24 protein-coding genes and 1 riboswitch are annotated in these 25262 nt (G+C 43.4%); of the genes, 8 read left to right on the top strand and 16 right to left on the bottom strand.

Annotated features, from left to right (window positions below; all coding sequences use genetic code 11):
* Positions 1-165: 165 nt before the first annotated feature.
* The 14 genes from trpE to RR876_RS15200 all read right to left on the bottom strand — a co-directional run bounded on the left by trpE (position 166) and on the right by RR876_RS15200 (position 14211).
* Positions 166-1659 (bottom strand): anthranilate synthase component I, encoded by a 1494-nt coding sequence (gene trpE / locus RR876_RS15265; protein ID WP_332478180.1) that lies wholly within the window; start codon positions 1657-1659, stop codon positions 166-168.
* Between the two features lie 111 nt (positions 1660-1770).
* The gene (locus RR876_RS15260) at positions 1771-2439 is read right to left on the bottom strand and encodes an HAD-IA family hydrolase (RefSeq protein ID WP_332478179.1); all 669 of its coding nucleotides are present in this window, start codon (positions 2437-2439) and stop codon (positions 1771-1773) included.
* A gap of 85 nt (positions 2440-2524) precedes the next feature.
* Positions 2525-3268, bottom strand: a complete 744-nt coding sequence (locus RR876_RS15255) for an FHA domain-containing protein (protein WP_332478178.1) — start codon at positions 3266-3268, stop codon at positions 2525-2527.
* Positions 3269-3354: 86 nt separating this feature from the next.
* On the bottom strand, positions 3355-5715 hold the full coding sequence (gene gspD, locus RR876_RS15250) for a type II secretion system secretin GspD (RefSeq protein ID WP_332478177.1): 2361 nt from the start codon (positions 5713-5715) through the stop codon (positions 3355-3357).
* Positions 5716-5754: 39 nt separating this feature from the next.
* A complete protein-coding gene (locus RR876_RS15245; RefSeq protein WP_332481909.1) occupies positions 5755-6579 on the bottom strand; it encodes a type II secretion system protein N in 825 nt (274 codons plus the stop codon).
* Positions 6579-7289, bottom strand: a complete 711-nt coding sequence (gspN, locus tag RR876_RS15240; protein WP_332637099.1) for a type II secretion system protein N — start codon at positions 7287-7289, stop codon at positions 6579-6581. Before gspN ends, RR876_RS15245 begins: the two co-directional genes overlap by 1 nt.
* 197 nt (positions 7290-7486) lie before the next feature.
* Positions 7487-7834, bottom strand: coding sequence for an H-NS histone family protein (locus RR876_RS15235; protein ID WP_171056712.1), 348 nt, complete (start codon positions 7832-7834; stop codon positions 7487-7489).
* 127 nt (positions 7835-7961) lie between these two features.
* Complete coding sequence (locus tag RR876_RS15230; RefSeq protein ID WP_004978627.1) at positions 7962-8390, bottom strand: thioesterase family protein; 429 nt, start codon at positions 8388-8390, stop codon at positions 7962-7964.
* A 7-nt stretch (positions 8391-8397) separates the two neighbouring features.
* Positions 8398-9591, bottom strand: coding sequence for a heme biosynthesis protein HemY (locus RR876_RS15225; protein ID WP_332478175.1), 1194 nt, complete (start codon positions 9589-9591; stop codon positions 8398-8400).
* 4 nt (positions 9592-9595) lie between these two features.
* A complete protein-coding gene (locus RR876_RS15220; protein ID WP_332478174.1) occupies positions 9596-10438 on the bottom strand; it encodes a hypothetical protein in 843 nt (280 codons plus the stop codon).
* Complete coding sequence (locus RR876_RS15215) at positions 10435-11214, bottom strand: uroporphyrinogen-III synthase (protein WP_332478173.1); 780 nt, start codon at positions 11212-11214, stop codon at positions 10435-10437. Before RR876_RS15215 ends, RR876_RS15220 begins: the two co-directional genes overlap by 4 nt.
* Before the next feature lie 12 nt (positions 11215-11226).
* Complete coding sequence (gene hemC, locus RR876_RS15210; RefSeq protein WP_332478172.1) at positions 11227-12147, bottom strand: hydroxymethylbilane synthase; 921 nt, start codon at positions 12145-12147, stop codon at positions 11227-11229.
* A 117-nt stretch (positions 12148-12264) separates the two neighbouring features.
* Positions 12265-13005: a LytTR family DNA-binding domain-containing protein gene (locus tag RR876_RS15205; RefSeq protein WP_114837602.1), complete on the bottom strand. Its 741-nt coding sequence runs from the start codon at positions 13003-13005 to the stop codon at positions 12265-12267.
* 51 nt (positions 13006-13056) lie between these two features.
* Positions 13057-14211, bottom strand: coding sequence for a histidine kinase (locus RR876_RS15200; RefSeq protein ID WP_332481910.1), 1155 nt, complete (start codon positions 14209-14211; stop codon positions 13057-13059).
* Between RR876_RS15200 and argH the strand changes: the two genes are divergently transcribed.
* Together argH and RR876_RS15190 are read left to right on the top strand one after the other, a co-directional pair.
* Entirely contained in the window at positions 14202-15635 is a 1434-nt protein-coding gene (gene argH / locus RR876_RS15195) for an argininosuccinate lyase (protein WP_004692796.1), read from the top strand. The two genes, RR876_RS15200 and argH, sit on opposite strands and share 10 nt — an antisense overlap.
* Before the next feature lie 12 nt (positions 15636-15647).
* Entirely contained in the window at positions 15648-15920 is a 273-nt protein-coding gene (locus tag RR876_RS15190) for an oxidative damage protection protein (RefSeq protein WP_004978611.1), read from the top strand.
* 412 nt (positions 15921-16332) lie between these two features.
* Here the strand turns inward: RR876_RS15190 and phoU are convergent, their stop codons facing one another.
* Both phoU and RR876_RS15180 read right to left on the bottom strand, forming a co-directional pair.
* Positions 16333-17049: a phosphate signaling complex protein PhoU gene (gene phoU, locus RR876_RS15185; protein ID WP_004692799.1), complete on the bottom strand. Its 717-nt coding sequence runs from the start codon at positions 17047-17049 to the stop codon at positions 16333-16335.
* 89 nt (positions 17050-17138) lie between these two features.
* Positions 17139-18467, bottom strand: coding sequence for a TolC family outer membrane protein (locus RR876_RS15180; RefSeq protein WP_332478170.1), 1329 nt, complete (start codon positions 18465-18467; stop codon positions 17139-17141).
* Between the two features lie 280 nt (positions 18468-18747).
* On the opposite strand from RR876_RS15180, the gene RR876_RS15175 reads away from it, so the two are divergent.
* The 6 genes from RR876_RS15175 to gluQRS all read left to right on the top strand — a co-directional run bounded on the left by RR876_RS15175 (position 18748) and on the right by gluQRS (position 25198).
* Entirely contained in the window at positions 18748-19800 is a 1053-nt protein-coding gene (locus RR876_RS15175) for a hypothetical protein (RefSeq protein ID WP_332478169.1), read from the top strand.
* Positions 19801-19869: 69 nt separating this feature from the next.
* Positions 19870-19997, top strand: a riboswitch (TPP riboswitch).
* 144 nt (positions 19998-20141) lie between these two features.
* Complete coding sequence (gene thiC / locus RR876_RS15170; protein ID WP_332478168.1) at positions 20142-22034, top strand: phosphomethylpyrimidine synthase ThiC; 1893 nt, start codon at positions 20142-20144, stop codon at positions 22032-22034.
* Positions 22035-22109: 75 nt separating this feature from the next.
* A complete protein-coding gene (locus RR876_RS15165; RefSeq protein WP_332478167.1) occupies positions 22110-22730 on the top strand; it encodes an NUDIX domain-containing protein in 621 nt (206 codons plus the stop codon).
* Positions 22731-22740: 10 nt separating this feature from the next.
* Complete coding sequence (gene cpdA / locus RR876_RS15160) at positions 22741-23538, top strand: 3',5'-cyclic-AMP phosphodiesterase (protein WP_062033264.1); 798 nt, start codon at positions 22741-22743, stop codon at positions 23536-23538.
* A gap of 209 nt (positions 23539-23747) precedes the next feature.
* Positions 23748-24275 carry an RNA polymerase-binding protein DksA gene (gene dksA, locus RR876_RS15155; protein ID WP_004692816.1) on the top strand — a complete coding sequence of 176 codons (528 nt, stop codon included), beginning with the start codon at positions 23748-23750 and terminating at the stop codon, positions 24273-24275.
* Positions 24276-24277: 2 nt separating this feature from the next.
* Positions 24278-25198 carry a tRNA glutamyl-Q(34) synthetase GluQRS gene (gene gluQRS, locus RR876_RS15150; RefSeq protein WP_332478166.1) on the top strand — a complete coding sequence of 307 codons (921 nt, stop codon included), beginning with the start codon at positions 24278-24280 and terminating at the stop codon, positions 25196-25198.
* The last annotated feature ends 64 nt before the right edge of the window (positions 25199-25262 follow it).

Genomic DNA, 25262 nt, shown 5'->3' with positions numbered 1-25262 from the left:
CACACGGATTCGAACTGTGGACCTACTGATTACAAGTCAGTTGCTCTACCAACTGAGCTATGCCGGCGTTTCTTAGTGTTTCGTACGTTTCGTATCGGAACGGTGTGCAGTTTAGCAAAACTCAAAATCCTTGCAAGTGTTTTTTTCAAAAAAAACGTCAAAAACTCACAAAATCAATCCGTTTGACGATAATTCAACCGCTTTGATCACTGCGCGAGCTTTTATTTGGGTTTCATTCCACTCAGATTCAGGATTTGAGTCATAAACAAGCCCCGCTCCTGCCTGAACATAGACCTTATTTTCACGAATAACGCAGGTACGAATCGCAATCGACATGTCCATTTCGCCATGCCAGCCTAAATAACCAACAGCACCACCAAAAATTCCACGTTTTACGGGTTCTACTTGGTCAATAATTTCCATCGCACGAATTTTTGGTGCACCTGAAAGTGTACCTGCTGGGAAAGTTGCTTTAAAAACATCCAAGGCATCTACATCATCACGAACTTCGCCTTGCACATTGGAAACAATATGCATGACATGCGAATAACGTTCGATCACCATTTGATCAGTCACTTGCACTTTGCCAATTTTCGAGACGCGACCGACATCATTTCGACCTAAGTCAATCAGCATTAAATGTTCAGCAATCTCTTTTTCATCCGACAGTAAGTCTTGTTCAAGTGCCAAATCTTCTTCTTTGGTTTTACCACGCGGTCGCGTACCTGCCAGCGGACGCACGGTTGCAATCCCATTTTCAAGGCGAGATAAAATTTCAGGGGAAGAACCGACAATATGAAAAGGTTGATTATTTTCTAAAGTTTGCCCTTGCACCAAGAACAAATAAGGCGATGGGTTCAAATGACGTAGCGCGCGATAGACTTGTAAAGGTTCACCATCAAAGTCAGAGACCATACGATGCCCTGGCACCACCTGCATCACATCGCCCGCACGAATATACTCTTTCACCGTTTCAATCGATTCTAAGAATTTTGCTTTGCCCGTGAGTGACTCAAAATGCGGTGCAGTATGCGGCGTGGCTTTTAGACTAATGGGCGTTGCGAGTAAATCTTCCAATGCATCCAGTTGCTGCTGGGCTTGGTTATATGCATCCGCGTCAACCACATCGGCATGCACAATCAGGAATAAAGTATCTTTTAAGTTATCAAACACAATCACTGTTTTAGACAGCATCATCCAAATATCAGGCAAACCCACTGGATCTGCTTCTGGCGCGTTATTTAAACGCGGTTCAATATAACGTACCGCATCATAACCAAAGTAACCCACCAAACCACCAGTAAAGCTTGGCAAAGCAGGTAAATCAGCTTGAGTAGGTACTTTATATTTCGATTGAAAATCTCGGATGAATTGAAACGGATCTGTACAGGGTTGCTTTTCTATAGTGCCGTCGGCTTGTTGAATGGTTAGCTCACCCGCATTGCATGAGAAAACGGTAGATTCACCTAAACCAATAATCGAGTAGCGTGCCCAGTTCTCCCCACCTTCCACAGATTCAAACAAATAGGCCTGTTTATGCTCTTTCAGGCGTGCAAAGACAGACAATGGTGTCTCAGTATCGGCTAAGCGCTGACGATAGACTGGAATCAGGTTATAACCCGCTGTTTTGAGTTGATCGAATTGAGTTTGCGTTGTCATGAGTGTTCTCTATTTTTTCAATATGGCGTGATCAGTTTTTAAAATTAGTGGTTTGAGTTTCGCCATCGAAAAGTCATATGTTTACTCATGTTCATTCCTTCGTTTACAAAGTTACCCGATCAGTTCACACAGATTATCCACCACTTGCTGTGGCTGACAGTCTAAAATATTTTCACCATGATTATAGCCATAGCTGACCACAACACAATCAATACCCGCACGGCGTGCAGCCTCAACATCATTGGATGAGTCCCCAATCATTAAGACCTGATCTTTGCTTTGCGCATATTGCTCAACACAGTGTAACAATTGGCGCGGATGAGGTTTGCGCTCTTCGAAACGATCGCCGCCGATGACATCGGCAAAATAATGATTCATACCTAAATGATCGACAATAGCACGTGCAGGCGCTTCAGGTTTATTGGTCACGCAAACCATGGTTTTCTTTTGTGCCAAGCCCCATTCTAAAAACTCAAGAATGCCATCGAAAGGCTGAGTTTCCACACATGGGTCGGCATTATAAATTTTTAAAAACGTATCCAACAATTGTTGTTGCTGAGCAGGATCGACTTTACCCGTTAAATGTTGCAAGGTACTTTGACAAAACAGCGCCGTTCCCTTACCAACCCAGATCCGCACCTGCGCTTCAGTAACAGTAGGCAGCTGCAAAGCATTCAGGCTCATATTCATGGCACGATGTAAATCTGTTGCTGAATCCACCAAGGTTCCGTCTAGATCGAAAAGTAAAACCTCTCGCTGTGCCACATTTGCAATATTCATTCACCCTCACCCATTTTTATCATGTACTACCCAAAAACAATCAAGGCATGCTTATGCATGCCTTGATTGTAGTGTGATCTGCATTTTATTTGAACATCAGCCAAGCAATAATCGCTAAAATAATCAAGACAATAATCGAGATTAGCCCCAGCGAGGCATTTTTCTGAGTTTCTGCCTCTTGTTCAACCTGTACTTTTGGAGCCTCGTTGTTCTCAACCTGAGGCACGTTAGGCGCAGTCAAATCCACCCCTGCTGGAATAGGAGCGGGTTTCGGAATACCGACATTTTGCGGCATACCATCACGCGTTAAACTCACATTAGCATCACGTTCTTTTAGCTCAGGCATGCCCTGATCGCTCATATGTTGTGCCGCTGTTTTTGGCTGTTCTGGCTCGACAACAGGCTCATCAGCACCAACTTCCGCTTGAGCAGTTTCTGAAGCAGCTACCGCTTCAGATGGCTGGCTAATGGGCTCTTCAACCACAGCTGCACCCAAAGTTGCCGCCTCTACCGATTCCACCACGTCTTCTAGCGCTTTCGCAGGCTCAAAGACCGAAAACTTTAAGCTTGCAAACTGAACGATATCGCCTTGCTTCAACAACGTTTCTGCCGCAATTTGCACATCATTCACATATGTGCCATTTGAAGAACCCAAGTCTTGTAGCCACAAAGCGTGTTCTTTCAGTAAAAAGGCCGCATGTTTACGTGAAATTTCAGATTGTTGTAATAAAATATCCGCTGCTTGATGACGACCGACCAACATATCACGATCAATGCTAATTTCCTGGCCCGTTAATTCGCCAGTAATTGCTTGTATTTTCCAAGTCATGACTTATCTCTCTATGTGCTGATTTATGATAACACAGAGAATATTCTTTACCATTTCACCCCCCTTACAGATGAATGGCAGGACAGCTAGACTGAACCTATCAAGATATTCTCAGTATATCGCTCAGGGATGGAATAGCTTGTCGATACCGCCTGTGCTAGGTGTGCCACGCGAGCACCTTGAACATTATGCGTCATCAAGTTCATGCCTATCTGAGGATGAACCGTTGGGTATAACTGATGCGAGGTGGTATTTTTAGGAACATTAGCAATCGGCTGTTTACGAATCACAGGCTCAATGGCCACAGGCGTTGTTTCAACCATCGGCTGCGTTGAGGTTGGACTGCTTGGCACCTGTTGATACGATTGTGGCAAGGTCGGTTTGGTTGATGTCACAGGCAAACGCTGTTGGAAGACATCATCGACATTTTCAGGCAACTTAGCAAAGCTACCATCTTTATCCATGGCCAACTGTAAGCTATAAAGCTGACTGTAGCGCTGCTGAGAAAGGCGACGTGCAGACTCTCCATCTCCCACAATCGTCGGATGAATGAAAACCAGCAAATTGCGTTTCTGATCCGACTTACCATCTGAGCGGAACAAACGCCCTAATCCTGGTATTGCACCAAGGCCTGGGATCGATTGGCGTGAATAAGACGTATTGTCTGAAATCAAGCCGCCTAAAACGATGGTATTGCCATGTTCAGCCAAGACTGAGGTTTTAATCGCACGCTTACTGGTAACCAAATCCTGCGCTTCACCTTTATTGGTTTTGACATCCGAGACTTCTTGTTCAATCTCTAAGCGGATGGTTCCACCTTCACCAATATGTGGCACCACCTTAAGCGTTACACCCACATCTTTACGCTCGATGGTGGTGTAAGGGTTAGCTGTACCTGAAGAGGTGGTAGAAACTGAGCCTGTTACAAACGGCACATTTTCACCCACGACGATATAGGCCTCTTCATTGTCCATGGTGACAATCGATGGTGTAGACAGCAAATTCGACTTGGTATTACTTTTTAGTGCTTGGATCATCGCGCCATATAACTGACGCGAGCCATCACTGCCTTCTTTATAATCCCCAAGGATTAAAGAACCACCCGCGCCAATTGCACTTGCAGCCCCCGCACCGCCCCCCGTTAAATAATTTGCAGCAATACTTTTGAGACTCGAACCAATATTGTCAAAATTGATAATCCCAACACCACTGCTTAAATCACCCATCGCCCATTGCACGCCCAACTGGTCGGCATCGTTACCTTCCACCTCTAGAATAGTCGCCTCAATCAGGACTTGCTGACGACGGGTATCCAACTGCTGAATGGCAGACTCGATTTCACGCATCAACTGAGGGTCTGCTTTGACCACCAATGCATTTTGCGAACTATCGGCAATAATACTGACCCCATTACTGTTAAAGCTGGTGATGTTGTTCTGATTGCGATTGGACTGGCTGTTTAAGTTAATACTTGGGGTAGAAATCTGTGAAGATGAACCTTCACTCGCGCTATTACTTTGGTTATAGCTGGAACTACTATTGTTATTACTGTCGTTAGACTCGCTAGAATTAACAGCCTGCCCTGAGACCAAACCTTGTAAAATTTCGGATAAGCTTTTGGCGCTGGCATATTTTAAGCGGAACACCTTCAAGCCACCCAAACGCTCCGCAGCAGGTACATCCAGCATCTCGATCATTTGGCGAATACGTTTACGCGTCGCGGTATCCCCTTTTAGAATAATCCGATTGGTTCGATTATCTGCAATGATCCGTATTCTGGAACCTTTTAAATCTTTGATCGAGCCTGTTCCGCTCATACTTTCTAGTAACCCAATCATTTCTTCAGCCTGACTCGATTGCAACGACACCGCTTCGATGTCATTTTGTCCCGTCCCATCCAAGTTACGGATGATGGTCTCAAGCTGATAAATATTGCTGGCGCGATCAGACACAATCAGTGCATTGGTGCCATTCACCGCAGATAAATGTGCAAACTGCGGCATCAATGGACGCAATGCAGGAATCAGGTCATTGGCATTGGTGTTTTCCAGCCAAATCACCCGCGTCACAACCTGATCGCCTGTGGCGCGGTGACGAACATCATAGGGAATGCCAGAACTTTTGACATTACTGTCAGGCACAATTTTAATGGTCCGACCAGAAGGAATCGCGACCACACCGTTGACATTCAAGACCCCTAAGAACAAGTCGTAGACTTCTTGCTTATTCAACGCTTTGTTTGAAATCACCGTGACATTGCCGCGTACCCGTGGATCAACTGCAAAGTTTTTCCCTGTAATATCGGCAACTTCATTAATAAATGCAGTTAAGTCCGCATCGCGCAGATTAATTTTCCATGTTTGTGCATAGCTGGCTGTACTCACCATAGCAAGCAAAGGCGCTGCGATTGTCAGTGCCCAAACCGGGCGGTGATTCAATAAAGCCATAAATCCAAGTCATTCCTAACTAATATTGGTGATGTTCGATCACTGAAAATTCTGTTGTACCGTAATGATACGATCACCACGTTTCACTTCTATTTTTACTTGTCCTTCACGGCGCGCACGTTCTAACAGCTGCGCATCGTTTTGCCCCTGTCCGATCGTTTGACCATTTAAAGACATAATCTGATCCCCAGCCTGTAAGCCTAAACGGCTTCGCAGTGCGGCTGGTGTTTGCTCAGTGACTTGATAACCCTGCCCTGTGTTATTGGTATTTACACCCAAATCTTTTAAATATTGCTCACGATCTTGTTGTAAGTTCTGTACTGCTTGGCCTAATGCTTGCTGCTCTTGACTCACAGGAGGCGCTACAACGGGTGCTGTTGCTGGGGGCACAATTTGCTGATCTAAATTATCAATCCCTTGAAAAAACAATTCTCGGGCTTGCCCACTGTTATTTTTGAGAATCGCGCGATCCCAATACACCTCTGACAAATAATAAGCGCTGCCTTCGATGTTTTCCCCCACCCGATAGCGCTCTGCTACATTATTTGCCTTAATCACAGCAGATGAGAACTGACTGGGTTGCCCAACCACCACACCTTGTAGCTGTAAATTGAGCTGATCATCTGCGGGATTCTTACTTTGCTCTGCAAATAACGCAAAATTGGTAATATTCGGAACTTGAGGTTGCTGCGAACCCAATTCAACGCGTGGCATTTGCATGACTTGTGGTGGTGCCACCCAAAGCCAAAATAAGCCAGCCAACTTCCAGCATAGTGCCAAGATCAAAAGCATTAAGCACAGTGGTGCTATACGTTCAAACTGTTTGAGATTCAGCTCTGGTAATTTTTGCAGATCAAAACCCATTAAAAGCCCCCACTAAGTAAAGGCTGACGCGAACTCACCACATAACTATCTAGGCCTGCTTTGCCTTGATATGAAGGCACATTCAACATGAGACGCTGGGTTAATTGCACATCTAGCATCAGACTTGGATCGATGGTCAGGTTCATCAGTTTTTGTTGTCGTTGATCGCGCAAATCGACCATCAGCTTATTTTGCTCCTGCGACAAACGACCCGCCAACGATGGAATCTGCATTTGTTGTGGGCGCTGCGCAAAGATATACATGAGTTCGCCGCCTGCCCATTGTATTCCCCCATCCACTTGGTCAAACCCCTGCTCTTTTTTATAATTAAAATCAATTTCTTGTAACTGAATCGCATTACTCGGCCATTGCCAATTGGCCAACGACTTTAACGTTTCGGGTGCAATTTGTCCGTTTAAATCACGCACCATTATTTTTTTCCCAAACCCATAGGCCAAAACGCCTTCAAGCTTGGTATTGGTACTATAAATTTTGAGATTCGCACCTGCACGAAGGAGCAGTAAATCTAAAGGTCGGGTGGTCCAAAGCACAGTTCCACGCAATTTTCCAGTTTGCCAATCGGCCTGTCCATGCCAAATATTACCGCTGACGTTATGTAAAACCTGGTTGTTTTTATAAAATTTTGCAATGAGCCATGCTGCAGGAATTTGCAGCAAAACAAAAATTAAAAAGGCAACGACTGCAAACATCCACCACGTGATGTATTTAGGTTTTGTGATTCTCCCACCACGAACTTTCAATTATTCTTCCTTGCTTCATTTCTTGTCTTTCTTTGATAGACATTATGCATAATTTTACAACAACACCAAACTTTAACTATAAAAAAAACCAAGCAAATGATGCTTGGTTTTTTGAGCTTATGTCACATCTGTGACAAGGTGATGACTTAGATTAGAAAATCTTCAAGCTTCGCACCTTTTTCTAACTGAGCCACTAACCAACGTGGTTGCTTACCACGGCCAGTCCATGTCTCAGCAGCATTGCCTTTGTTACGGTAACGCGGTTCAACCGACTTACGTGTGCCTTTTTTACGCTTAGTCGCGCCAAACTCTAAAATTTGTTCAATGCTTAAGCCTACATTTTCCGCAATCGCGTTAATTTGGGTATAAGCATCTTCAATTGCTTGATCTTTTTTAGATGCAATTAAAGCTTCCGCTTCGATTTGTAGACGCTTTAACTCTTCTACGGATAAATTACTAATATCTGGCATTACATTAACTCCATTAACCAACATTTTATTTACTGAGTCTATTTAATAATATTTTGATTAGACCAAAGACTCAACTCATCCATGACTTAAACAACAATACTTAGACAGTATTTATATAGTCTAGCGACTTTTAAAATAAATAAAAAGATATTTATATTTGATGACCGACCGTTAACTCAAATTCTTTGAGTTTTTGACGCACCAGTTCAGGAATTAATGTTTTCTGCATATTGGTTTTATCGACACAAACAATGACCGCTTCTGCTTCCGCAACGAATGCTTGTTGCTGTTCACTCCATAATAAATAGTGCATACGAAATGCACTATTTCTGAGTTCTTCAATACGCGCACTAATTTTTAATTGGTCTGGATAAAATACTGGTTTTAAATATTTGCACTGATTTGATGCAACAACAGTTAGTACATCCGCAGATAAAATACCCGTATGTTCAATATAAGCCAAACGCGCACTTTCAACATAACGATAATACATTACATTATTAACATGACCAAAGGCATCCATATCTCCCCAAGCCACGTGTTGAGTATAAACCAATGGGTAATCTAAAACGCTCTGCATTATGCACCTATATTTTCATTTCTACAAAATTTGCATTATTTTCAAAAATTAAATTTAACTGTTTAATTAAATCTTCATCACCATTTAAAGTCGATTTGATTCTTAAATAGTTCATTAATACATTATCTGGATATAAACTTAATAACGCATCTGCCTGCTCTTGCATGCCTAAAGCAGTATAAATATGCCACTTGGCAAAACTCAAAACCGGCACACTCGTATACTTCGCTTCCCATGCTTCAATGTGTTGCTGCAAGTCCACATAATCGGGTTGCTGTTTCAAAAGTTGCTGCTGGAACCACAAATAAAATACTTCCGAATTAAACTGCTGATTGAGTAAATAAATCGACAAGTGTTCGTGCTGCTCACTCATGTCTGGCATACGTGCTAACAACTTAAGCCATAGCAGTTGAACATCATAACTGCGGCTGAAAATCTGATCAGACAAGTCCAAATAACGTTGTTTTAAATCTTCTAAATTTTCATAATTAGCTTGATCAAATTTTATCAACAAACGCTTCAGCCATGCTTTTTTCACATCTTGATCTAAATGACCATATTGGGTTGAGCGTAAATAAAGCCATGGAAACTGAATCGCAAAACGTCCCCATAGCTCTTTTAAGCACGCTTCATAAGCGGTTTGCACATCTTTAAGCCAAGGTGACAGTTCATGTTGATTGAGAAACTCAAGATGGGTTAAAGCCTGTTCTGCATCTTCTTGTGCTAAGAACAGCTCAATACGTTGCAGTTCAGCCAACTCAAAGGCCATGGCATTGCTTTGGCTCAAGGCGCTTAAGGCTTCAGGGAACTGCTCCTTCATCAAATATAAACGTGCATCGATAATACTTTTGAGCAAGCCTGACTGCGCGAAGGCATTTTGAATAAAGGCTTGTTGATCTCGACCTGCATCCAACAACCAAATCACAGCCAGTTGTTCATAAGGATGCAAACTTTTAAAATCAAAAACAGTTTCCGCTTTGCGTTTTTCTCGACTGAGATACCGTTTTAGCCCCAACCAAACCAAATGCAAGCTAAAACTGAGCAACGCTAGAGCAATAAACATGATCCAGAGATTGGTTTGTAACTGCCAGTCATGCCAAAACACATAGACATAACCCGCACCATGTCCATAACTCAAGACACTCAACGCGGCAATTGCAATTAAACTCACCAAACCATAAGCAATCAGTATTTGTTTCATTCTATTACCCCAACAACGCACGCGTACTTAAAATAGGCGTTGGGACAACCACCAATGTTTTTAGCTTATTCAGTTGTTTCAGCAGCTCTTTGGCTTTAGGGTCGGGAAGTTGTTGGATCAATAACATCACTTCGGTTAAATCTTTTTGATATTCAGCATATTGCCCTGAAACTAAGGCTTGGCGTGCCAACAGTAAACGTAACTGTGCTTCTTTAAGCACAATTTGTCGTTGCATTAATGCTGTTGCAGGTGCTTGCGCAGCTTCTAGCCTAAACCATTGCTTCCAAAAGGGTTCGGACGGATCGCGTTTGGTGTTTAACTGAGGTTGTTTTATTTCTCGACTTAAGGCCTGATCAATCTGTTGCAGCTGACGGTTAATCAGCGCTTGCTGTTCATTGCGCTCAGCCACAAATTTCTGAATGGTTTGCATATCTCGCGCTATCACCTGATGCAAACTTTGCTTCAGCGCCACAGCCAAGTTATATTTTTCCAGCTGCATATCTAAAAAGGCCAGCTTATCGGTGGCCACCACATACTGCTGTTGCTTTAAGGCAAACTCAACCAAGTCCAGCTGTTGCTTGATAAACAAAATTGGATCAATGCCCTCAACTACCAATTCGGCGGGTTGGCTACTCGTCGCATTCGCCATTGCAGGGTTTTGTTTCAAAGTTTCTTTTTGACGCTGCATGGCCACGACTTGATCGTTCAAATTGGCGCTGCGCTGTTCGATTTGGTGCATTTCGTTGAGCAAAGTAGCTTGCTGTGTACTTAGCCCCCATACGTCATAACTTAGCTTCGCAATCCACGCCAATGCAGCCATCAATACAATGATAAGAATCTTCTTCATGCGTTCCCTTGCTCACTTTGTAACAACTGTACAATCGTGGCTGTCTTTAAATTTTTCAATACACTCATTTTAAACAGCACATGCATTTGCTGTTGATACTGCTTCAAGATCTGTGCCAAACGCTCACCCAACACCAAAAAGTGTCCTTGTTGCAGGAGCTGAATATTTGAGTCCAGCAAAGCTAACCAATTCAGCCAACTGGCCTCACTGCTGATCAGTGCGACGTAGTGATTATGTTCTGATAAACATTGAATCAATTTAGCCTGTTGCTGCATCGTTTCGTTTGGACAATGGCGCTCATACAAAACAAAGTTCAGTATAAGACGCCCGTGTTGCATTAAGGTGTCCATCATAAACTGACGCCCACCGTCTCCTCGCCAAAATGCAATACTCGCATCACTGGCCAAGTTCTGCAAAACAGGCAGTTGTAACATCCCTTCAGAGGTTTCCACCTCAGGCACCACACTGTCCAAACCATATTCGGCCAAAGCCTGTGCTGTTTTTTGTCCGACTGCAATCCATTGAATATGCTGTAAATCGGACACCGTTAAACCGCTTTGCAGCAAATGTGCCATGCCAAACTGCACAGCACTAGGGCTGACCACCACAATCACTTGGGTGTACGCTAACTGTCGATACAAGCGCTCTAGGTCATGACCCCATGCTCTGGGCAATAACTCCAGTAACGGCAATGGATAGACCTCAACAGCCTGTTGTTCTAGTGCCTGAGTGAGGCTTGCCGCGCGATCAATTGGGCGTGTATTAATAAACAGCATCGTTAAGAAATATTAGTGATAAAAGGCTTTGAGTAAGTCACCTGCACCTTGAGCCAATAACTCTTGTGCAAGGACAACGCCCAAATGCTCGGCTTCAGCGGCATCACCCGCCACTTGTGCTTTAAGGAGCGTTTGCCCATCGACACTCCCCACACGCCCTTCGAGCTGAATGCGGTTGTCTGCTAAAGTGGCATAGCCTGCAATCGGCACCTGACATCCACCTTCAAGATAAGCATTGAAAGCACGTTCAGCCCGTACACAGGTATCAGTTTCTATATGTAATAACGGATGGAGTAAATCCAATACCGCTTGATCATTTACACGGCACTCTAGCCCTAAAGCGCCTTGGCCCACGGCAGGTAAACTCAACTCTGGACGAATGGTATGACGGATACGTTCTGCCAAACCCAAGCGTTTTAATCCAGCACTTGCCAAAATAATGGCATCGTACTGACCCGCATCTAATTTAGATAAACGCGTTCCCACGTTCCCACGTAAATCTATAATCTCTAGGTCGGGTCGTTGTTTTAAAATTTGGCATTTACGGCGCAAACTGGAGGTACCGACCTTTGCCCCTGGTGGCAATGCATCAAAACTCGCATAACTATTCGACACAAAGGCATCTAAAGGATCTTCACGCTCACAAATGACGGCCAGCGACAAACCCTCAGGCAAAGCCATTGGAACATCTTTCATCGAATGCACTGCCAAATCGGCACGACCATCCAATAACGCTGCTTCAAGCTCTTTGACAAATAAACCTTTGCCACCAATTTTTGCCAATGGCGTATCTAAAATTTTGTCCCCTTGGGTAACAAAAGTCACCAACTCTACTGTGAGCCCCGCATGCAATGCTTCTAAACGAGCACGAATATGTTCAGCCTGCCAAAGGGCAAGTGGGCTTTGTCGAGTAGCGATCTTCAGGGTTTTCATAAATTTTAGTATGTGCCAATAAGAATGAAACTATCTTAAACTGAATTTCCCCCATTGGAAATGTATTCAGCCCAAAGCACCCCGTCTCATCAGCAGCAGAGTCATTAAATTAGCATGCTAAAGCCTATGTAAGCGCTCTCGCAAGCCTGGCAAATGCCGTCGACTCACCGCCAAGCGCTCATCCAACTCACGGCAACGCACTTGATACTGCCCAGAGTTGACCACTTCAAGCCCTTCTAAAAAGTGAACTGAAACCAAGGCATTACGGTGGATACGAATAAAGGCATCCCCAAACTCATGTTCTAAGTCTTTTAAGGTCTCATCAATTAAGACACTGCCGTTTTTATGACGTACCGTGACATATTTTTGATCCGCCAAAAAATAATAAATATTTTCAATGGGCACCAATTCCACACCACGATAGGTTTTCGCTGCGATTTGATGTCGCTTTACGTTAAATTCGTCCATATTTTCTTTTTGTTTTATCTCGCTCATTTGAGCTTGGGTTAATTTAGTGAGGTGACCAAGCACCTGTTGCAATTCCTGTTGCATCACTGGTTTTAATAAATAACCTTCAGCATGTGACTTAAATGCATCAAGCGCATGTTCATCATAAGCTGTACAAAACACCAAAGCAGGCATCGGTTCAAGCTGACGCAAATAATGCGCACAGGTCAACCCATCCATTTCTGGCATCTGAATATCTAAAAGTACCACATCTGGTTCATATTGTTGAGTTAATTCAATTGCTTGTTGACCATGTGAGGCTGTTGCCACCACTTGATGTCCGAGCTGACTCACCAATCTAGACAAACGTTCGATTGCTAAAGGCTCATCATCACAAATTAGGATGTCCATTTATCTCCTCCCCAACAGTCACCTTGTTTATTTTTATAGGTTCACTGCGGCTTATTTATATTGATACTGCACAACAGTGGTATACATTCCCTCCCCTGCATAGGTTTGAAAGCTCACAGTTCGCCCAAAATATGCCTCTAGACGCTGCTTCACATTTTCAATAGCAATACCATGTCCTTGTCGTTTATGAATTGTTTCCTTTGTAAATGGGTTAGTTATGACGATATTAACTTGATTTTGCAATATTTCAATCAGTACACTTATCGTACTCTTAGTTAAAAATTTTTCAACACCATGAAAAATACTATTTTCAAGTAAAGGTTGTAAAGTTAAGAGTGGAATTTGTACCTGCTTACATAATTCGGCATGCTCGATTTTCCATTCAACCTGTAAACGATCCCCCAAACGAATTTGCTCAATCGCCAAATAACGTTGACACAACTCAATTTCATCACTGAGCTTGACCAGTTTTAACTCTTGGAAACTGGCTCTAAACAGACGCGATAGATTGAGCAACATCTGTTCGGCTTTATCTGGGTCAATCGCGATTAGGCAAATCACATTGTTTAAACTATTAAACAAAAAATGCGGGTGGATACGAGCTTGCATGGCCTGCACCCGTGCATTCAGCTCACTATTTTGCTGCCTAAACCATTGCTCTCTTAGGTACAAATAACGAAAACAAAAGCTGCCTAACAGCAAGCCATAGCCCAAATGCAAAGCCACATCATTCCATAAGATGGCTGAACTCAAACCTTTGACACTAAAATTAGCTCCAAAGAAGATCAGTATATTAAGGCTGAGCGTGGTCACCAACACAATGATCTGTAATAGAAAAAAGCCTGACAATAAAGTCATACCCAGACTCAAATCTTGCAACTTTTTTTGTCCATATTGCATCAGCGCAGTAAAAGACAGCAAAACCCAATTAATGTAAAGCATATAGCCCAGCACATGCTCAAACACCAAGTTTGACCAAGACTGGGCTTCAGCCAAAGCCAACAACATGGCCAACAAATTCCCACCGACAAATAATTCCAACAAATGCGGCCATTGCACGATTTTGCTAAATAAATAAGAGATATTTGGCTTAGTCCTACTGGAAGTTAAACTTTGCGCATCTTGAACTTCGGCAAGTTGCCTTGAATTTGTTATACTCATGCGAGTTCTACCGCTTTTTATCTTATTGAGCCGACATGACCACATCTTCTAATTCCTCAAATCCGTCACAAGCCCAAACTTCGGGTATGTGGGGCGGTCGTTTCTCTGAAGCTACTGATGCCTTTGTTGCTGAATTTACAGCATCTGTACAATTTGACCAACGCTTTTATAAACAAGATATTGCAGGTTCTATTGCTCACGCGACCATGCTTGCAAAAGTTGGCGTTCTGACAGAACAAGAACGTGATGACATCATTAATGGCTTAAACACCATTCAAGCTGAAATCGAAGCGGGTCAGTTCGAATGGCGTATTGACCTAGAAGATGTGCACATGAACATTGAGTCGCGTTTGACTCAACGGATTGGCATCACAGGTAAAAAGCTCCACACCGGTCGTAGCCGTAATGACCAAGTGGCAACCGATATTCGCCTCTATGTCCGCGATGAAATCGATGCCATTTTAGAATTACTAAAAAAATTACAAAAAGGTATTTTGAGTATTGCTGCGCAAAACACGCATACCATTATGCCGGGCTTCACCCACTTACAAACAGCACAGCCTGTGACTTTTGGTCACCACCTGTTGGCATGGTTTGAAATGTTAGTGCGTGACTCTGAGCGTCTCATTGACTGTCGTAAACGTACTAACCGTATGCCTTTAGGTTCAGCAGCCCTTGCAGGTACCACTTACCCAATCGACCGAGCATTTACAGCAGAGTTACTGGGTTTTGAAGCCGTTTCTGAAAACTCGCTTGATGCGGTGTCTGACCGTGACTTTGGTATCGAGTTCAATGCTGCGGCTTCGCTGATCATGATGCACTTATCACGCATGTCAGAAGAATTGATTCTGTGGACGTCTGCACAGTTTAAGTTTGTAAACATTCCAGACCGTTTCTGTACGGGCTCTTCAATCATGCCACAAAAGAAAAATCCAGATGTGCCTGAGTTAGTGCGCGGTAAAACAGGCCGTGTCTATGGAGACTTGATGAGCTTATTAACACTCATGAAAGGTCAACCGTTGGCGTATAACAAAGACAACCAAGAAGACAAAGAGCCGTTGTTTGATGCGATTGATACCGTGCGTGGCTCGCTCATGGCTTTTGCAGACATGATTCCTGCTTTGGTTCCAAACATTGACATCATGCGTGAAGCAGCACTGCGTGGTTTCTCAACCGCAACCGACTTGGCTGATTACCTTGTTAAAAATGGCGTGGCTTTCCGTGATGCACATGAAATTGTGGGTAAAGCCGTTGCTTTAGGTGTTCAAGAGTCAAAAGATCTTTCTGAATTGACTCTTGAACAACTTCAACAGTTCTCTGACTTAATTCAAGCGGATGTATTTGAAAAAGCACTGACCCTTGAAGCGTCAGTCAATGCGCGTAACCACATTGGTGGAACTGCACCTGCGCAAGTAGAAGCTGCCATTGAACGTGCCCATGCGCGTTTAGAAAAACTTTATGCTCAATAAGGACGTCTAGATATGACTCGACAAGTTTTTTGCCGTAAATATCAAACAGAAATGGAAGGTTTAGACTTTGCACCTTTCCCTGGCGCAAAAGGCCAAGAACTTTTTGAAAGCATCTCCAAGCAAGCTTGGGGAGAATGGTTAAAGCACCAAACCACTTTAATCAATGAAAAACGCCTAAATGTGTTTGAACCTGATGCGAAAAAGTTTCTTGAAGAACAACGTGAGAAGTTCTTTAACAATGATGAAAGCTTAGAAAAAGCAGAAGGCTTAAAGCCTGAGGCATGATAAAGCGGAGCACGTAGTTTCACATTTAAAAAGCCCCGACATCGGGGCTTTTCTTTTTATTCATACAATATTCTATCTAAGCACAGGTCTAACTAAACCCAAGATAGATGACATGTTGATAACTCAATGACGCTATAAAGCACTTATTTGTATCCAAATGATTGAGTGTAAACATAGCGCTACACAACCCTTGCAAAACTCAACATTACACTACAAGAACCTACATGACGCAGAAAAACATCTTTCCTATAATGGCATTCAAGGATAGAGGGAAACCTCTTATCGATAACGATAAATATCCCCAATTTTAGTCTCAGATTTCCCCCAAAGTCTGAGATTTTTTTTATCCAAAAATGAAGCAACCATTAAAAAGCACAACCGAAGTTGTGCTTGAAAAATAAGATACGCTTTTTTATTTTTGGATATGTTTTTCAACTTCTTCAAAACTGGTATGACGCACATCCAAGCCTTTCACCATGTAAATCACTTGCTCAGAAATGTTACGCGCATGATCGCCAATACGCTCTAATGAACGTAATACCCACATCACATTAATCACACGGGCAATATGACGCGGGTCTTCAATCATATAAGTCATCAAAGTACGCGTTGCAGATTGATATTCACGGTCAATATCAGCATCGGCCATCATCACACGTAGCGCTTGTTCTGCATCTAAACGTGCAAAAGCGTCTAGGGCATCATGAATCATGACGCGGACTTGGTTACCAATATGACGCGTTTCCATATAACCGCGAGGGGATTCACCGTCTTCACATAAACTTTGCGCAATACGAGCAATTTTCGCCGCTTCATCACCAATACGCTCTAGGTCTGTATTGGCTTTCGACATCGCAATCACCATACGCAAATCAATCGCAGCAGGATGACGACGCGCCAAAATCAACGTCAAAGCTTCATCAATTTCACGTTCGAGCTGATTCACCGCATTGTCTTTAAACTGAACATCGACCGCTAAATTGGCATCGGTGTCGAGTAGCGCATGAATTGCATTTGCCACTTGTTGCTCTACCAAACCACCCATGGTCATAAATTTGGTGTTCACATCCTGCAAATCTTCATTGAACTGCGAAGAAATGTGATGGTTTAAAACAGGACTATTTGGCAAAGGACGTACTCCACAGCAACATCATGAGGGACTAAAGATTGAGCGATATTAAAGCATAGCAATTGTGAAGATTTGATGACAACGCCCATTTATAAGCGTGCTTTGCCCACCAACCATGCATTCATTTCTTGAATATCTTGTTCAGTCAACTTACCCACAGATGCCTTTAAATGCAAGACATTGATCAGATAATCATACTTGGTATTGACATAGTCTTGCTTGGCCGAAAAGGCATTGCGCTGTGCCAGTAAAACATCGACCATGGTTTTTAAGCCTTCTTGATACTGCGCTTGTGAGGCGCGAGAGACGAGGCTGGATGATTCCATGGCAGCTTTACGTGCTTGCAACTTGGCTTGGTCTGTTTCCACTTGCAAATAAGACTTTTTCACCTCGGTGTTGGCTTTACGGATGGCGGCATCCAATTCGGCTTCAGATTTTTTGACGTTAACAGCGGCTTTTTGAATCGACTTCTTGGTTCGCCCCCCCGTATAGACATTCCAATTCATCTCAATACCAATCTGATCAAAGTTACCTTTGGCCGACATAATATTCTCTGGAGTCTGCTCACTATAACCATAGCTTCCCACAGCTTCAATTTGCGGATACAACGCAGCTTGTTCAACCCGTTTTTGATCTTCAGCATAGCGCTGTTGCAAGCGAGCCTGCTGAATGCCTAGGTTCTGTGCGAGAGCTAAATTAGTCCATGCTGAAAGTTCTGCAGGATAAGGCTTTTGAAACTGAAAGTCTTCACGCAGCACTGCCAAGTTTTCTTGATAAGGCCCGATAATTTGCGCCAGTTGTTCCTGCGCCAAGACCAGTTGTATATGCGTCGCAATGCGGTTAGCCTTTGCGCTTTGGTACTGTGCATTGGCTTCACTCACATCACTTTTTGCCACCAAACCCTCTTTGAGTTTGGCATTCATCATATTCAGTTGCTCAAGTAGAGCTTGTTCTTCTTGTAAATTAGCTGCAGTTAAACTTTGTTGGCGCAGTACATTAAAATAGGCTTCCGTTACCTCTAAAATATGCTGCTGACGCTGTAGCTGCAAATTGACGTCACTTAAACTGAGGGAGGTCTTAACTTGTTTCAACCCTTCCCACGCATCCCAACGAAAAAGGGGTTGGCGCGCCGTAATCGCCACTTGTTTGGTGGTGGTCGTATCGGGCATGGAAAGAATCGAACTCACCTGCCCAATGGGTTGATTTTTTCGAGTCACATTGCCAGACAGACTAATGGTAGGCAGTAAATTGCCTTGTGCAATGCCTAAATTGAGTTGATCGGCTTCATATTGGAGTAAATTGGCTTGCCAGTTGGGATCATTGACTTTGGCGCGTTGTAAAGCGTCGACCAAATCCAAGGCATGACTCCACGGCGCGAAAAACAACACACAGCTGGCTAGGACACATTTAATCTTCATTGTTTTTGGTCCACCTTTCCGCCTCACTGGCTTCGTTCTGAGCAACGCTATACTAAAACGAGTTGTCATTTTTTTCGTATATTTTTTATTGCACTGGTTACAATAGCGCGCACTAATCTGTTCATTATGAAGTAAATATTGAATAGTGTCATAGCCCGTTCAACAAACTCATTCACAATACTACACATTAAAAATTCCATTCCCCCTATAAAATGAGGCATGGAGAAAAGGAGTTTCTCTATTGTGTTGTCGCTGAACTGAGTTTTTTGATCGAGTCGCTGTGAATCATTCTTCTTTATTTTCGCTTAAACCTTACGCACTGATTTTTATGTGCGCGCTCTTGGCTGCCTGTCAGAAACCTGAACCTGTGAGCTTTCAAGAGCCTGCACAAATAGAAGCGTCTTCGACTCAAACCTTGGACTTAACCGACTTGTGCCAAAAAATTGATAAAAACATGTCGGAAATAGATGCGCAACGTACGACTTTTGCTTTAGAGCAAATCAATCAAGATCTTAAGCTGTGTTTACCTTTGCTCGGTTTTCAACAACAAAAGCGTTTATTGAGCTTATCCAATAAAATGTACCATGACTTTTTGGCGGTTGAACGTACGCCACAACAGCAGCGGGCTTTTGAAAGCTATGCCCTAGAAATGGCTCAGCATCCGACCATTCAACAAAGTCTTTTTGAGCAACTCACCATTCGCGACCAATACCTCATCAAACACCAAGGGCAGTCTTATGTCGAGCTGTTTGATGCAGGCGAAGGACAAGTGCATTACCGCCGTAGCCCTGAATATTTAGCCAAAATTTTTGCGCCTTACCTACCTGTCGCAGAGCAAGAGTTTATTGAACATCTGGCGACACAGAATCAATACCCAGCCGTGATTGGGAGTCAGGTCAAAATTGACGCCAAAGAAATTGCAGATCGTGCGCTGTATTGGGAAAACTATTTACAACAGTACCCGAAAAGTAGCTACCACCAAGATGCACGTCATCTGTTGAATCTATACAGCACCCTCTTGTTTATCGGACTGGATACTCAACGCGTTTACGACGGCTATACCGTACAAAGCAATTATTTGGAAGAAATTAAACGCCTCGCTGAACTGAAAAATTCAATTGTGACAGATCAAGCGCGCTTATTTTTAAAGTTCGTTGCGCTCAGCTCTGAACAAAGAGCGGCTCAAATCATCTTGCCTGCTTCCGCTCATGTGCAGCGCCTCGGTGCAGATCAACTCTTACAAAGACAATTGGCGCATTTTATTCAACTGCGTATGGTGCAACCCGATCAAGGCAAGGACTGCTTAAGCGATACCATTTGCTTAGAACGTTGAACAAATCTCCCTTTCACACTTTGAATAAAAAGGTCGCTGTTTTTAACAACAGTGCATGTTAAGATGGTGCATCGCTTGACGGAGCGCGAGTAATTGCTCGCTGAGATCAGCTAAGACTTTTCCATAAAGTTTTGAAGCTGAGTACCGTTGAACCTGATCAGGTTAAGACCTGCGTAGGAATCAAGCCATCTAAAAACTGAACGCCTTTCATTAAACTATTTCCAGTAGAAATACATCCGTTGCATTTGTACCACCAAATCAACAACACATAGAAATAGCTTTAATTGCCATCGTTTTTGGTCGTGCTTGATTCGTTGATGTCATTCATAAGGATCATTGCAATGAACCATTTAACGAATCTTTCCGCTGAAATTTCAGCACAACATGAACAAGATGCCAAAGATCTGACCCGTATCTTGCCTGCCTCTAAAAAAGTCTATATCCAAGGTTCACGACCAGACATTCAAGTCCCCATGCGTGAGATTGAACTGACCGAAACCCCAACAGGCTTAGGCGGTGAATACAATCCACCAGTGATGGTATATGACACCTCGGGCGTGTATACCGATACCAATGTCAATATTGATCTGAACAAAGGTCTACCGAATGTCCGTCAAAGCTGGATTGAAGAGCGCAACGATACTGAAATGTTAGACAGCCTCAGTTCAAGCTTTGGTCAAGAACGGTTACGCGATATTCGTACCGCAGATATCCGCTTTGCGCATATTCAAAAACCACGTCGGGCCAAAGCAGGCCACAATGTCACGCAGATGCATTATGCCAAACAAGGCATCATTACTCCTGAAATGGAATACATCGCTATTCGTGAAAATCAGCGTCAACGTGAAGGAGTCGATGCACGTCAGCACGCGGGGCAAAACTTTGGTGCGCATAACTTGATGGAAATCACGCCTGAATTTGTGCGCAAAGAAGTGGCTGAAGGGCGCGCGATTATTCCGGCCAATATTAACCACCCTGAAATTGAACCAATGATCATTGGTCGAAACTTCTTGGTGAAAATCAATGCCAATATTGGTAACTCGGCTCTCGGCTCTTCAATTGATGAAGAAGTCGCAAAAATGACGTGGGCAACCCGTTGGGGTGCAGACACCATCATGGACCTCTCCACAGGGAAGAACATCCATGAAACCCGTGAATGGATTATTCGTAACTCACCTGTTCCGATTGGTACTGTACCGATCTATCAAGCTTTAGAAAAAGTTGATGGGGTGGCGGAAGACCTGACATGGGAAATATTCAAAGACACGCTGATCGAACAAGCTGAGCAAGGCGTAGACTATTTCACCATTCATGCGGGTGTCTTATTACGTTATGTACCGATGACAGCAAATCGTCTCACTGGTATCGTCTCTCGTGGCGGCTCAATCATGGCGCAGTGGTGTTTGGCCCATCATCAAGAAAACTTCCTCTATACACATTTCGATGAAATCTGCGAAATCATGAAAGCCTATGACGTGTCATTCAGTCTCGGTGATGGTCTACGTCCAGGGTGTATCCAAGATGCCAATGACGAAGCACAGTTCTCTGAATTACGCACTTTAGGCGAGCTGACCCATCGCGCATGGAAACATGATGTGCAAGTAATGATTGAAGGTCCGGGGCATGTGCCAATGCACATGATTAAAGAAAATATGGATCTACAGCTTGAAGTCTGCCAAGAAGCACCCTTCTACACTTTAGGGCCATTGACCACCGATATTGCCCCAGGTTATGACCATATTACTTCTGCGATTGGTGCGGCGATGATTGGTTGGTATGGGACTGCCATGTTGTGCTATGTCACGCCTAAAGAACACTTGGGCCTGCCGAACAAAAAAGACGTCAAAGATGGCATCATCACCTATAAAATTGCAGCACATGCAGCAGATTTGGCCAAAGGTCATCCGGGTGCGCAAGTCCGTGATAATGCCCTGTCTAAAGCACGTTTTGAATTCCGCTGGGAAGATCAGTTTAATCTCAGTCTTGATCCAGACACGGCGCGTAGCATGCATGATGAAACCATGCCGAAGGAAGCACACAAGTCTGCGCACTTCTGTTCAATGTGCGGTCCCAAGTTTTGCTCGATGAAAATCACCCAAAACGTGCGTGATTATGCACAAAACCAGAAAAACGCTACGCTGAATAAAATTCAGCAAGAAGAGGTCGAAATTGGTCTCGATAGCATGAAAAAACAATTCCATGCAACCGGACAAAACTTGTACCAAAAAGTGTAAGTTGATAAAAAACCTTTTGTAATCATGCGATTCTCAGTTAGGATGAAATGATAAATTTCATCCTGATTGCGCTTTATGAACATAATTAAGCAAGCTACATATCACAGTGAAGATGTCCAAATTGTAGACAGAGCCTTTGTTTTTCAGGGTTTTGTTCAAGTAGAAAAAGTAAATTTACGTCATCGCCTGTTTAATCAAACTGAGTACACCGCTGTGATTTCACGTGAGCTTATTCAGCGCCCTGAAGCTGCAGGTGTATTGATTTATGATGATGCACAACAAAAATTTGCCTTAATTGAACAATTTCGTATTGGTGCTATGGATGACCAAGATTCAGCGTGGCAGCTGGAGATTATTGCGGGAGTACTCGATGGTGATGAATCACCAGAAAGCTGTATTCGCCGTGAAGCATTAGAAGAATCGGGCTGTCAGATTGAACACTTACAGCATCTGTTTAGCTTTTATCCTTCAGCAGGTGCCTGTGCGGAACTGTTTCATCTGTATAGTGCTGCGGCCGATTTACCCGAACAAGGTGGTGTATTTGGTATGCCTGATGAAGGTGAAAATATTTTATTACATCTGATTGATTATGCGCAGCTCGATACATTACTTTCCAATGGTCGGCTCAGAAATGCGCCTGTCATAATGGCCTTGCAATGGCTACAACAACAGATTAAAACGACAAGGAATGTCTAAGGGGTCAGGCATGACTTTAAATAATGAGAAAAATTGGACCATTATCCAAATTTCAGATACGCACTTGATGGATCAAGATCATCTGGAATTTGTACGTATGAATCCAGAGCAAAGCTTTCATCATGTGATGCAACATATTGTTGAGCGTCACCCACAACTGAATGCCATCGTCCATACGGGTGACTTGGCACAAGTACCAGTGCCTCGAACCTATCAACGCTATTTAGACTTTATGCAGAGTTTAAAGACGCCGTTTTATCAGGTACCGGGCAATCATGACAATGCCGAGCACTTCCCTTTTCATCAGCAACAAAACAAAGTCCACGTGATTCACTTTGGTCCTTGGAGTGTGGTTTTACTCAATAGTGCCGTCAAAGGTAAAATCGATGGCTGGGTCGATGAAACACAATTGAACCAACTGGAACAAATCCTACAAGAATTTGCCCAGCAGCACATTGTGATTGCCTGTCATCATCATCCTTTTGAAATGCAGTCAAAATGGATTGATCAACATAAACTCAAGAACACCCAAGACCTCACTGCGGTTCTTGCGAAATACCACAATGTCAAAATTGTGCTGTCGGGACATGTCCATCAAGAATCATGGCGTGAATGGCATGGTATTCAGTTTTACTCGACGCCGTCGACCAGTGTCCAATTTAAGCCTTTAAGTGATCATTTCGCTTTAGATGAGCAGGCACCAGGTTATCGTATTTTACAATTAAACGCAGATGGCAGCCATGAAACCCACGTAGAACGTGTCTTACACGCACAGCAAAAAATAAATGTTGAAATTTCAGGTTATTAACTTTTCATTTTTATCGTTTTCAATTACCTTAGTTGCTCTTACGAAAAAGTGATCAATTTAATCCAAACATCAAAGACTATCAAAATACTTAAAAAGTCTATATGATGACGACCCCCGAGGCTTAATCTCCTCGAGGGTGGATAAAAACACTTGCATATCACCATATTTTTTGCGTATTAAAGATACGTATATGATGAGGATTGCCCTAAATGGCGAATGACAACCAAAATACTGTCTTAGACGAACAAACTGATGTTGTAGATGAAAAATCTACAAAACGTGTGCGCAAAACTAAGCCTAAAGCGACTGACGGTGGTTCTACTGCAAGCTTATTTGGTATTGAACCTTATCAGCCGAAAAAAAATGAAGAATACATGTCTGAAGGTCAGCTTGAGCACTTCCGCCAAATTTTGTTGGCATGGAAAGCAGAGCTAATGTCAGAAGTTGACCGCACACTCAACACCATGCAAGACGAAAACACCGCTTTGCCTGATGTGAATGACCGCGCGACACAAGAAGAAGAGTTTGCAATTGAATTACGTACACGCGACCGTGAACGTAAGCTCATCCGCAAAATCGAACAATCAATTGAAGCGATTAAAAACGATGACTATGGTTTCTGTGAAACCTGTGGCATCGAAATTGGTCTGCGCCGTTTAGAGGCTCGTCCAACTGCGACTTTATGTATTGACTGCAAAACACTGGCAGAAATCAAAGAGAAGCAAAATAACGGTTAATCATGTTATTCAATAACCCTCCCCCAACCCCTCCTTTACATAAGGAGGGGGACAACAGGATGGCTTATGTGGGTCGGTTTGCGCCATCGCCAACCGGCCCTTTGCATTTTGGTTCACTCATCACAGCCGTTGCCAGTTATTGCGAAGCTAAAGCACATCAAGGCACATGGTTGGTTCGTATCGAAGATACCGATATCCCGCGTATTTACCCCGGCAGTGAAAGCCATATCTTGCGTTGTATTGAGGCTTTCGGCTTTCAGCCCGATGCAGAGATCATTTTCCAAAAAGATCGTCTCGACCTATACGAAGACGTGATCCAACAACTGCATCAACTCAAATTGGTCTATGCTTGTCAGTGCACCCGCAAAATGCTCGGTTCTAACCACATTTATGCAGGCACCTGCCGTGACCTTGCTCTGCCTTTTGAGCAACAAGCCATTCGCGTCAAGGTGGAGGATGTCGAGATTTGTTTTGATGATGCTCTGCAAGGCAGACACTGCTCACAACTGGCACATGAACTCGGTGACTTTGTACTGAAACGCCGCGATGGCATTATCAACTATCAATTAGCGGTCGTGGTAGATGACTACCTACAAGGCGTCACCCACGTGGTTCGTGGTGCAGATCTATTGGATAATACCGAGCGCCAAATTTATTTAGGTCAGCTCTTAGATTACCCGCGCCTGAGCTATATGCACCTGCCTTTGGCCATGAATGATCAAGGGCAAAAGTTATCTAAACAAAATATGGCACAGGCACTGGATCTTAACCAAGCACCCACACTACTCGCTCAAGCGATACGTGCTCTAAATCAGCCAGTTGTCGAGCTAGACACCCCTGAACGAATGTTGCAACAAGCCATTGCACAATGGGATGTGTCACTGATTCCGCACAGTACTACCCTGCATGGTACCTATTTATAGCAAAAAGCAAAACGATTGCAGCAAACACTCAATACTACGCATAGCGCTCAACGTTTCAATTGAA

The sequence above is a fragment of the Acinetobacter sp. genome (assembly GCF_036666595.1).
Taxonomy (GTDB): Bacteria; Pseudomonadota; Gammaproteobacteria; order Pseudomonadales; family Moraxellaceae; genus Acinetobacter.
This window is presented reverse-complemented; position numbering and strand designations above follow the sequence as displayed.

Excerpts from the sequence above, each read along its gene's own strand:
- trpE (WP_332478180.1), bottom strand. The coding sequence starts at position 1,659 with ATGACAACGCAAACTCAATTCGATCAACTCAAAACAGCGGGTTATAAC.
- RR876_RS15260 (WP_332478179.1), bottom strand. The coding sequence starts at position 2,439 with ATGAATATTGCAAATGTGGCACAGCGAGAGGTTTTACTTTTCGATCTA.
- RR876_RS15255 (WP_332478178.1), bottom strand. The coding sequence starts at position 3,268 with ATGACTTGGAAAATACAAGCAATTACTGGCGAATTAACGGGCCAGGAA.
- gspD (WP_332478177.1), bottom strand. The coding sequence starts at position 5,715 with ATGGCTTTATTGAATCACCGCCCGGTTTGGGCACTGACAATCGCAGCG.
- RR876_RS15245 (WP_332481909.1), bottom strand. The coding sequence starts at position 6,579 with ATGGGTTTTGATCTGCAAAAATTACCAGAGCTGAATCTCAAACAGTTT.
- gspN (WP_332637099.1), bottom strand. The coding sequence starts at position 7,289 with ATGTTTGCAGTCGTTGCCTTTTTAATTTTTGTTTTGCTGCAAATTCCT.
- RR876_RS15235 (WP_171056712.1), bottom strand. The coding sequence starts at position 7,834 with ATGTTGGTTAATGGAGTTAATGTAATGCCAGATATTAGTAATTTATCC.
- RR876_RS15230 (WP_004978627.1), bottom strand. The coding sequence starts at position 8,390 with ATGCAGAGCGTTTTAGATTACCCATTGGTTTATACTCAACACGTGGCT.
- RR876_RS15225 (WP_332478175.1), bottom strand. The coding sequence starts at position 9,591 with ATGAAACAAATACTGATTGCTTATGGTTTGGTGAGTTTAATTGCAATT.
- RR876_RS15220 (WP_332478174.1), bottom strand. The coding sequence starts at position 10,438 with ATGAAGAAGATTCTTATCATTGTATTGATGGCTGCATTGGCGTGGATT.
- RR876_RS15215 (WP_332478173.1), bottom strand. The coding sequence starts at position 11,214 with ATGCTGTTTATTAATACACGCCCAATTGATCGCGCGGCAAGCCTCACT.
- hemC (WP_332478172.1), bottom strand. The coding sequence starts at position 12,147 with ATGAAAACCCTGAAGATCGCTACTCGACAAAGCCCACTTGCCCTTTGG.
- RR876_RS15205 (WP_114837602.1), bottom strand. The coding sequence starts at position 13,005 with ATGGACATCCTAATTTGTGATGATGAGCCTTTAGCAATCGAACGTTTG.
- argH (WP_004692796.1), top strand. The coding sequence starts at position 14,202 with ATGACCACATCTTCTAATTCCTCAAATCCGTCACAAGCCCAAACTTCG.
- RR876_RS15200 (WP_332481910.1), bottom strand. The coding sequence starts at position 14,211 with ATGTGGTCATGTCGGCTCAATAAGATAAAAAGCGGTAGAACTCGCATG.
- RR876_RS15190 (WP_004978611.1), top strand. The coding sequence starts at position 15,648 with ATGACTCGACAAGTTTTTTGCCGTAAATATCAAACAGAAATGGAAGGT.
- RR876_RS15180 (WP_332478170.1), bottom strand. The coding sequence starts at position 18,467 with ATGAAGATTAAATGTGTCCTAGCCAGCTGTGTGTTGTTTTTCGCGCCG.
- thiC (WP_332478168.1), top strand. The coding sequence starts at position 20,142 with ATGAACCATTTAACGAATCTTTCCGCTGAAATTTCAGCACAACATGAA.
- RR876_RS15165 (WP_332478167.1), top strand. The coding sequence starts at position 22,110 with ATGAACATAATTAAGCAAGCTACATATCACAGTGAAGATGTCCAAATT.
- cpdA (WP_062033264.1), top strand. The coding sequence starts at position 22,741 with ATGACTTTAAATAATGAGAAAAATTGGACCATTATCCAAATTTCAGAT.
- dksA (WP_004692816.1), top strand. The coding sequence starts at position 23,748 with ATGGCGAATGACAACCAAAATACTGTCTTAGACGAACAAACTGATGTT.
- gluQRS (WP_332478166.1), top strand. The coding sequence starts at position 24,278 with ATGTTATTCAATAACCCTCCCCCAACCCCTCCTTTACATAAGGAGGGG.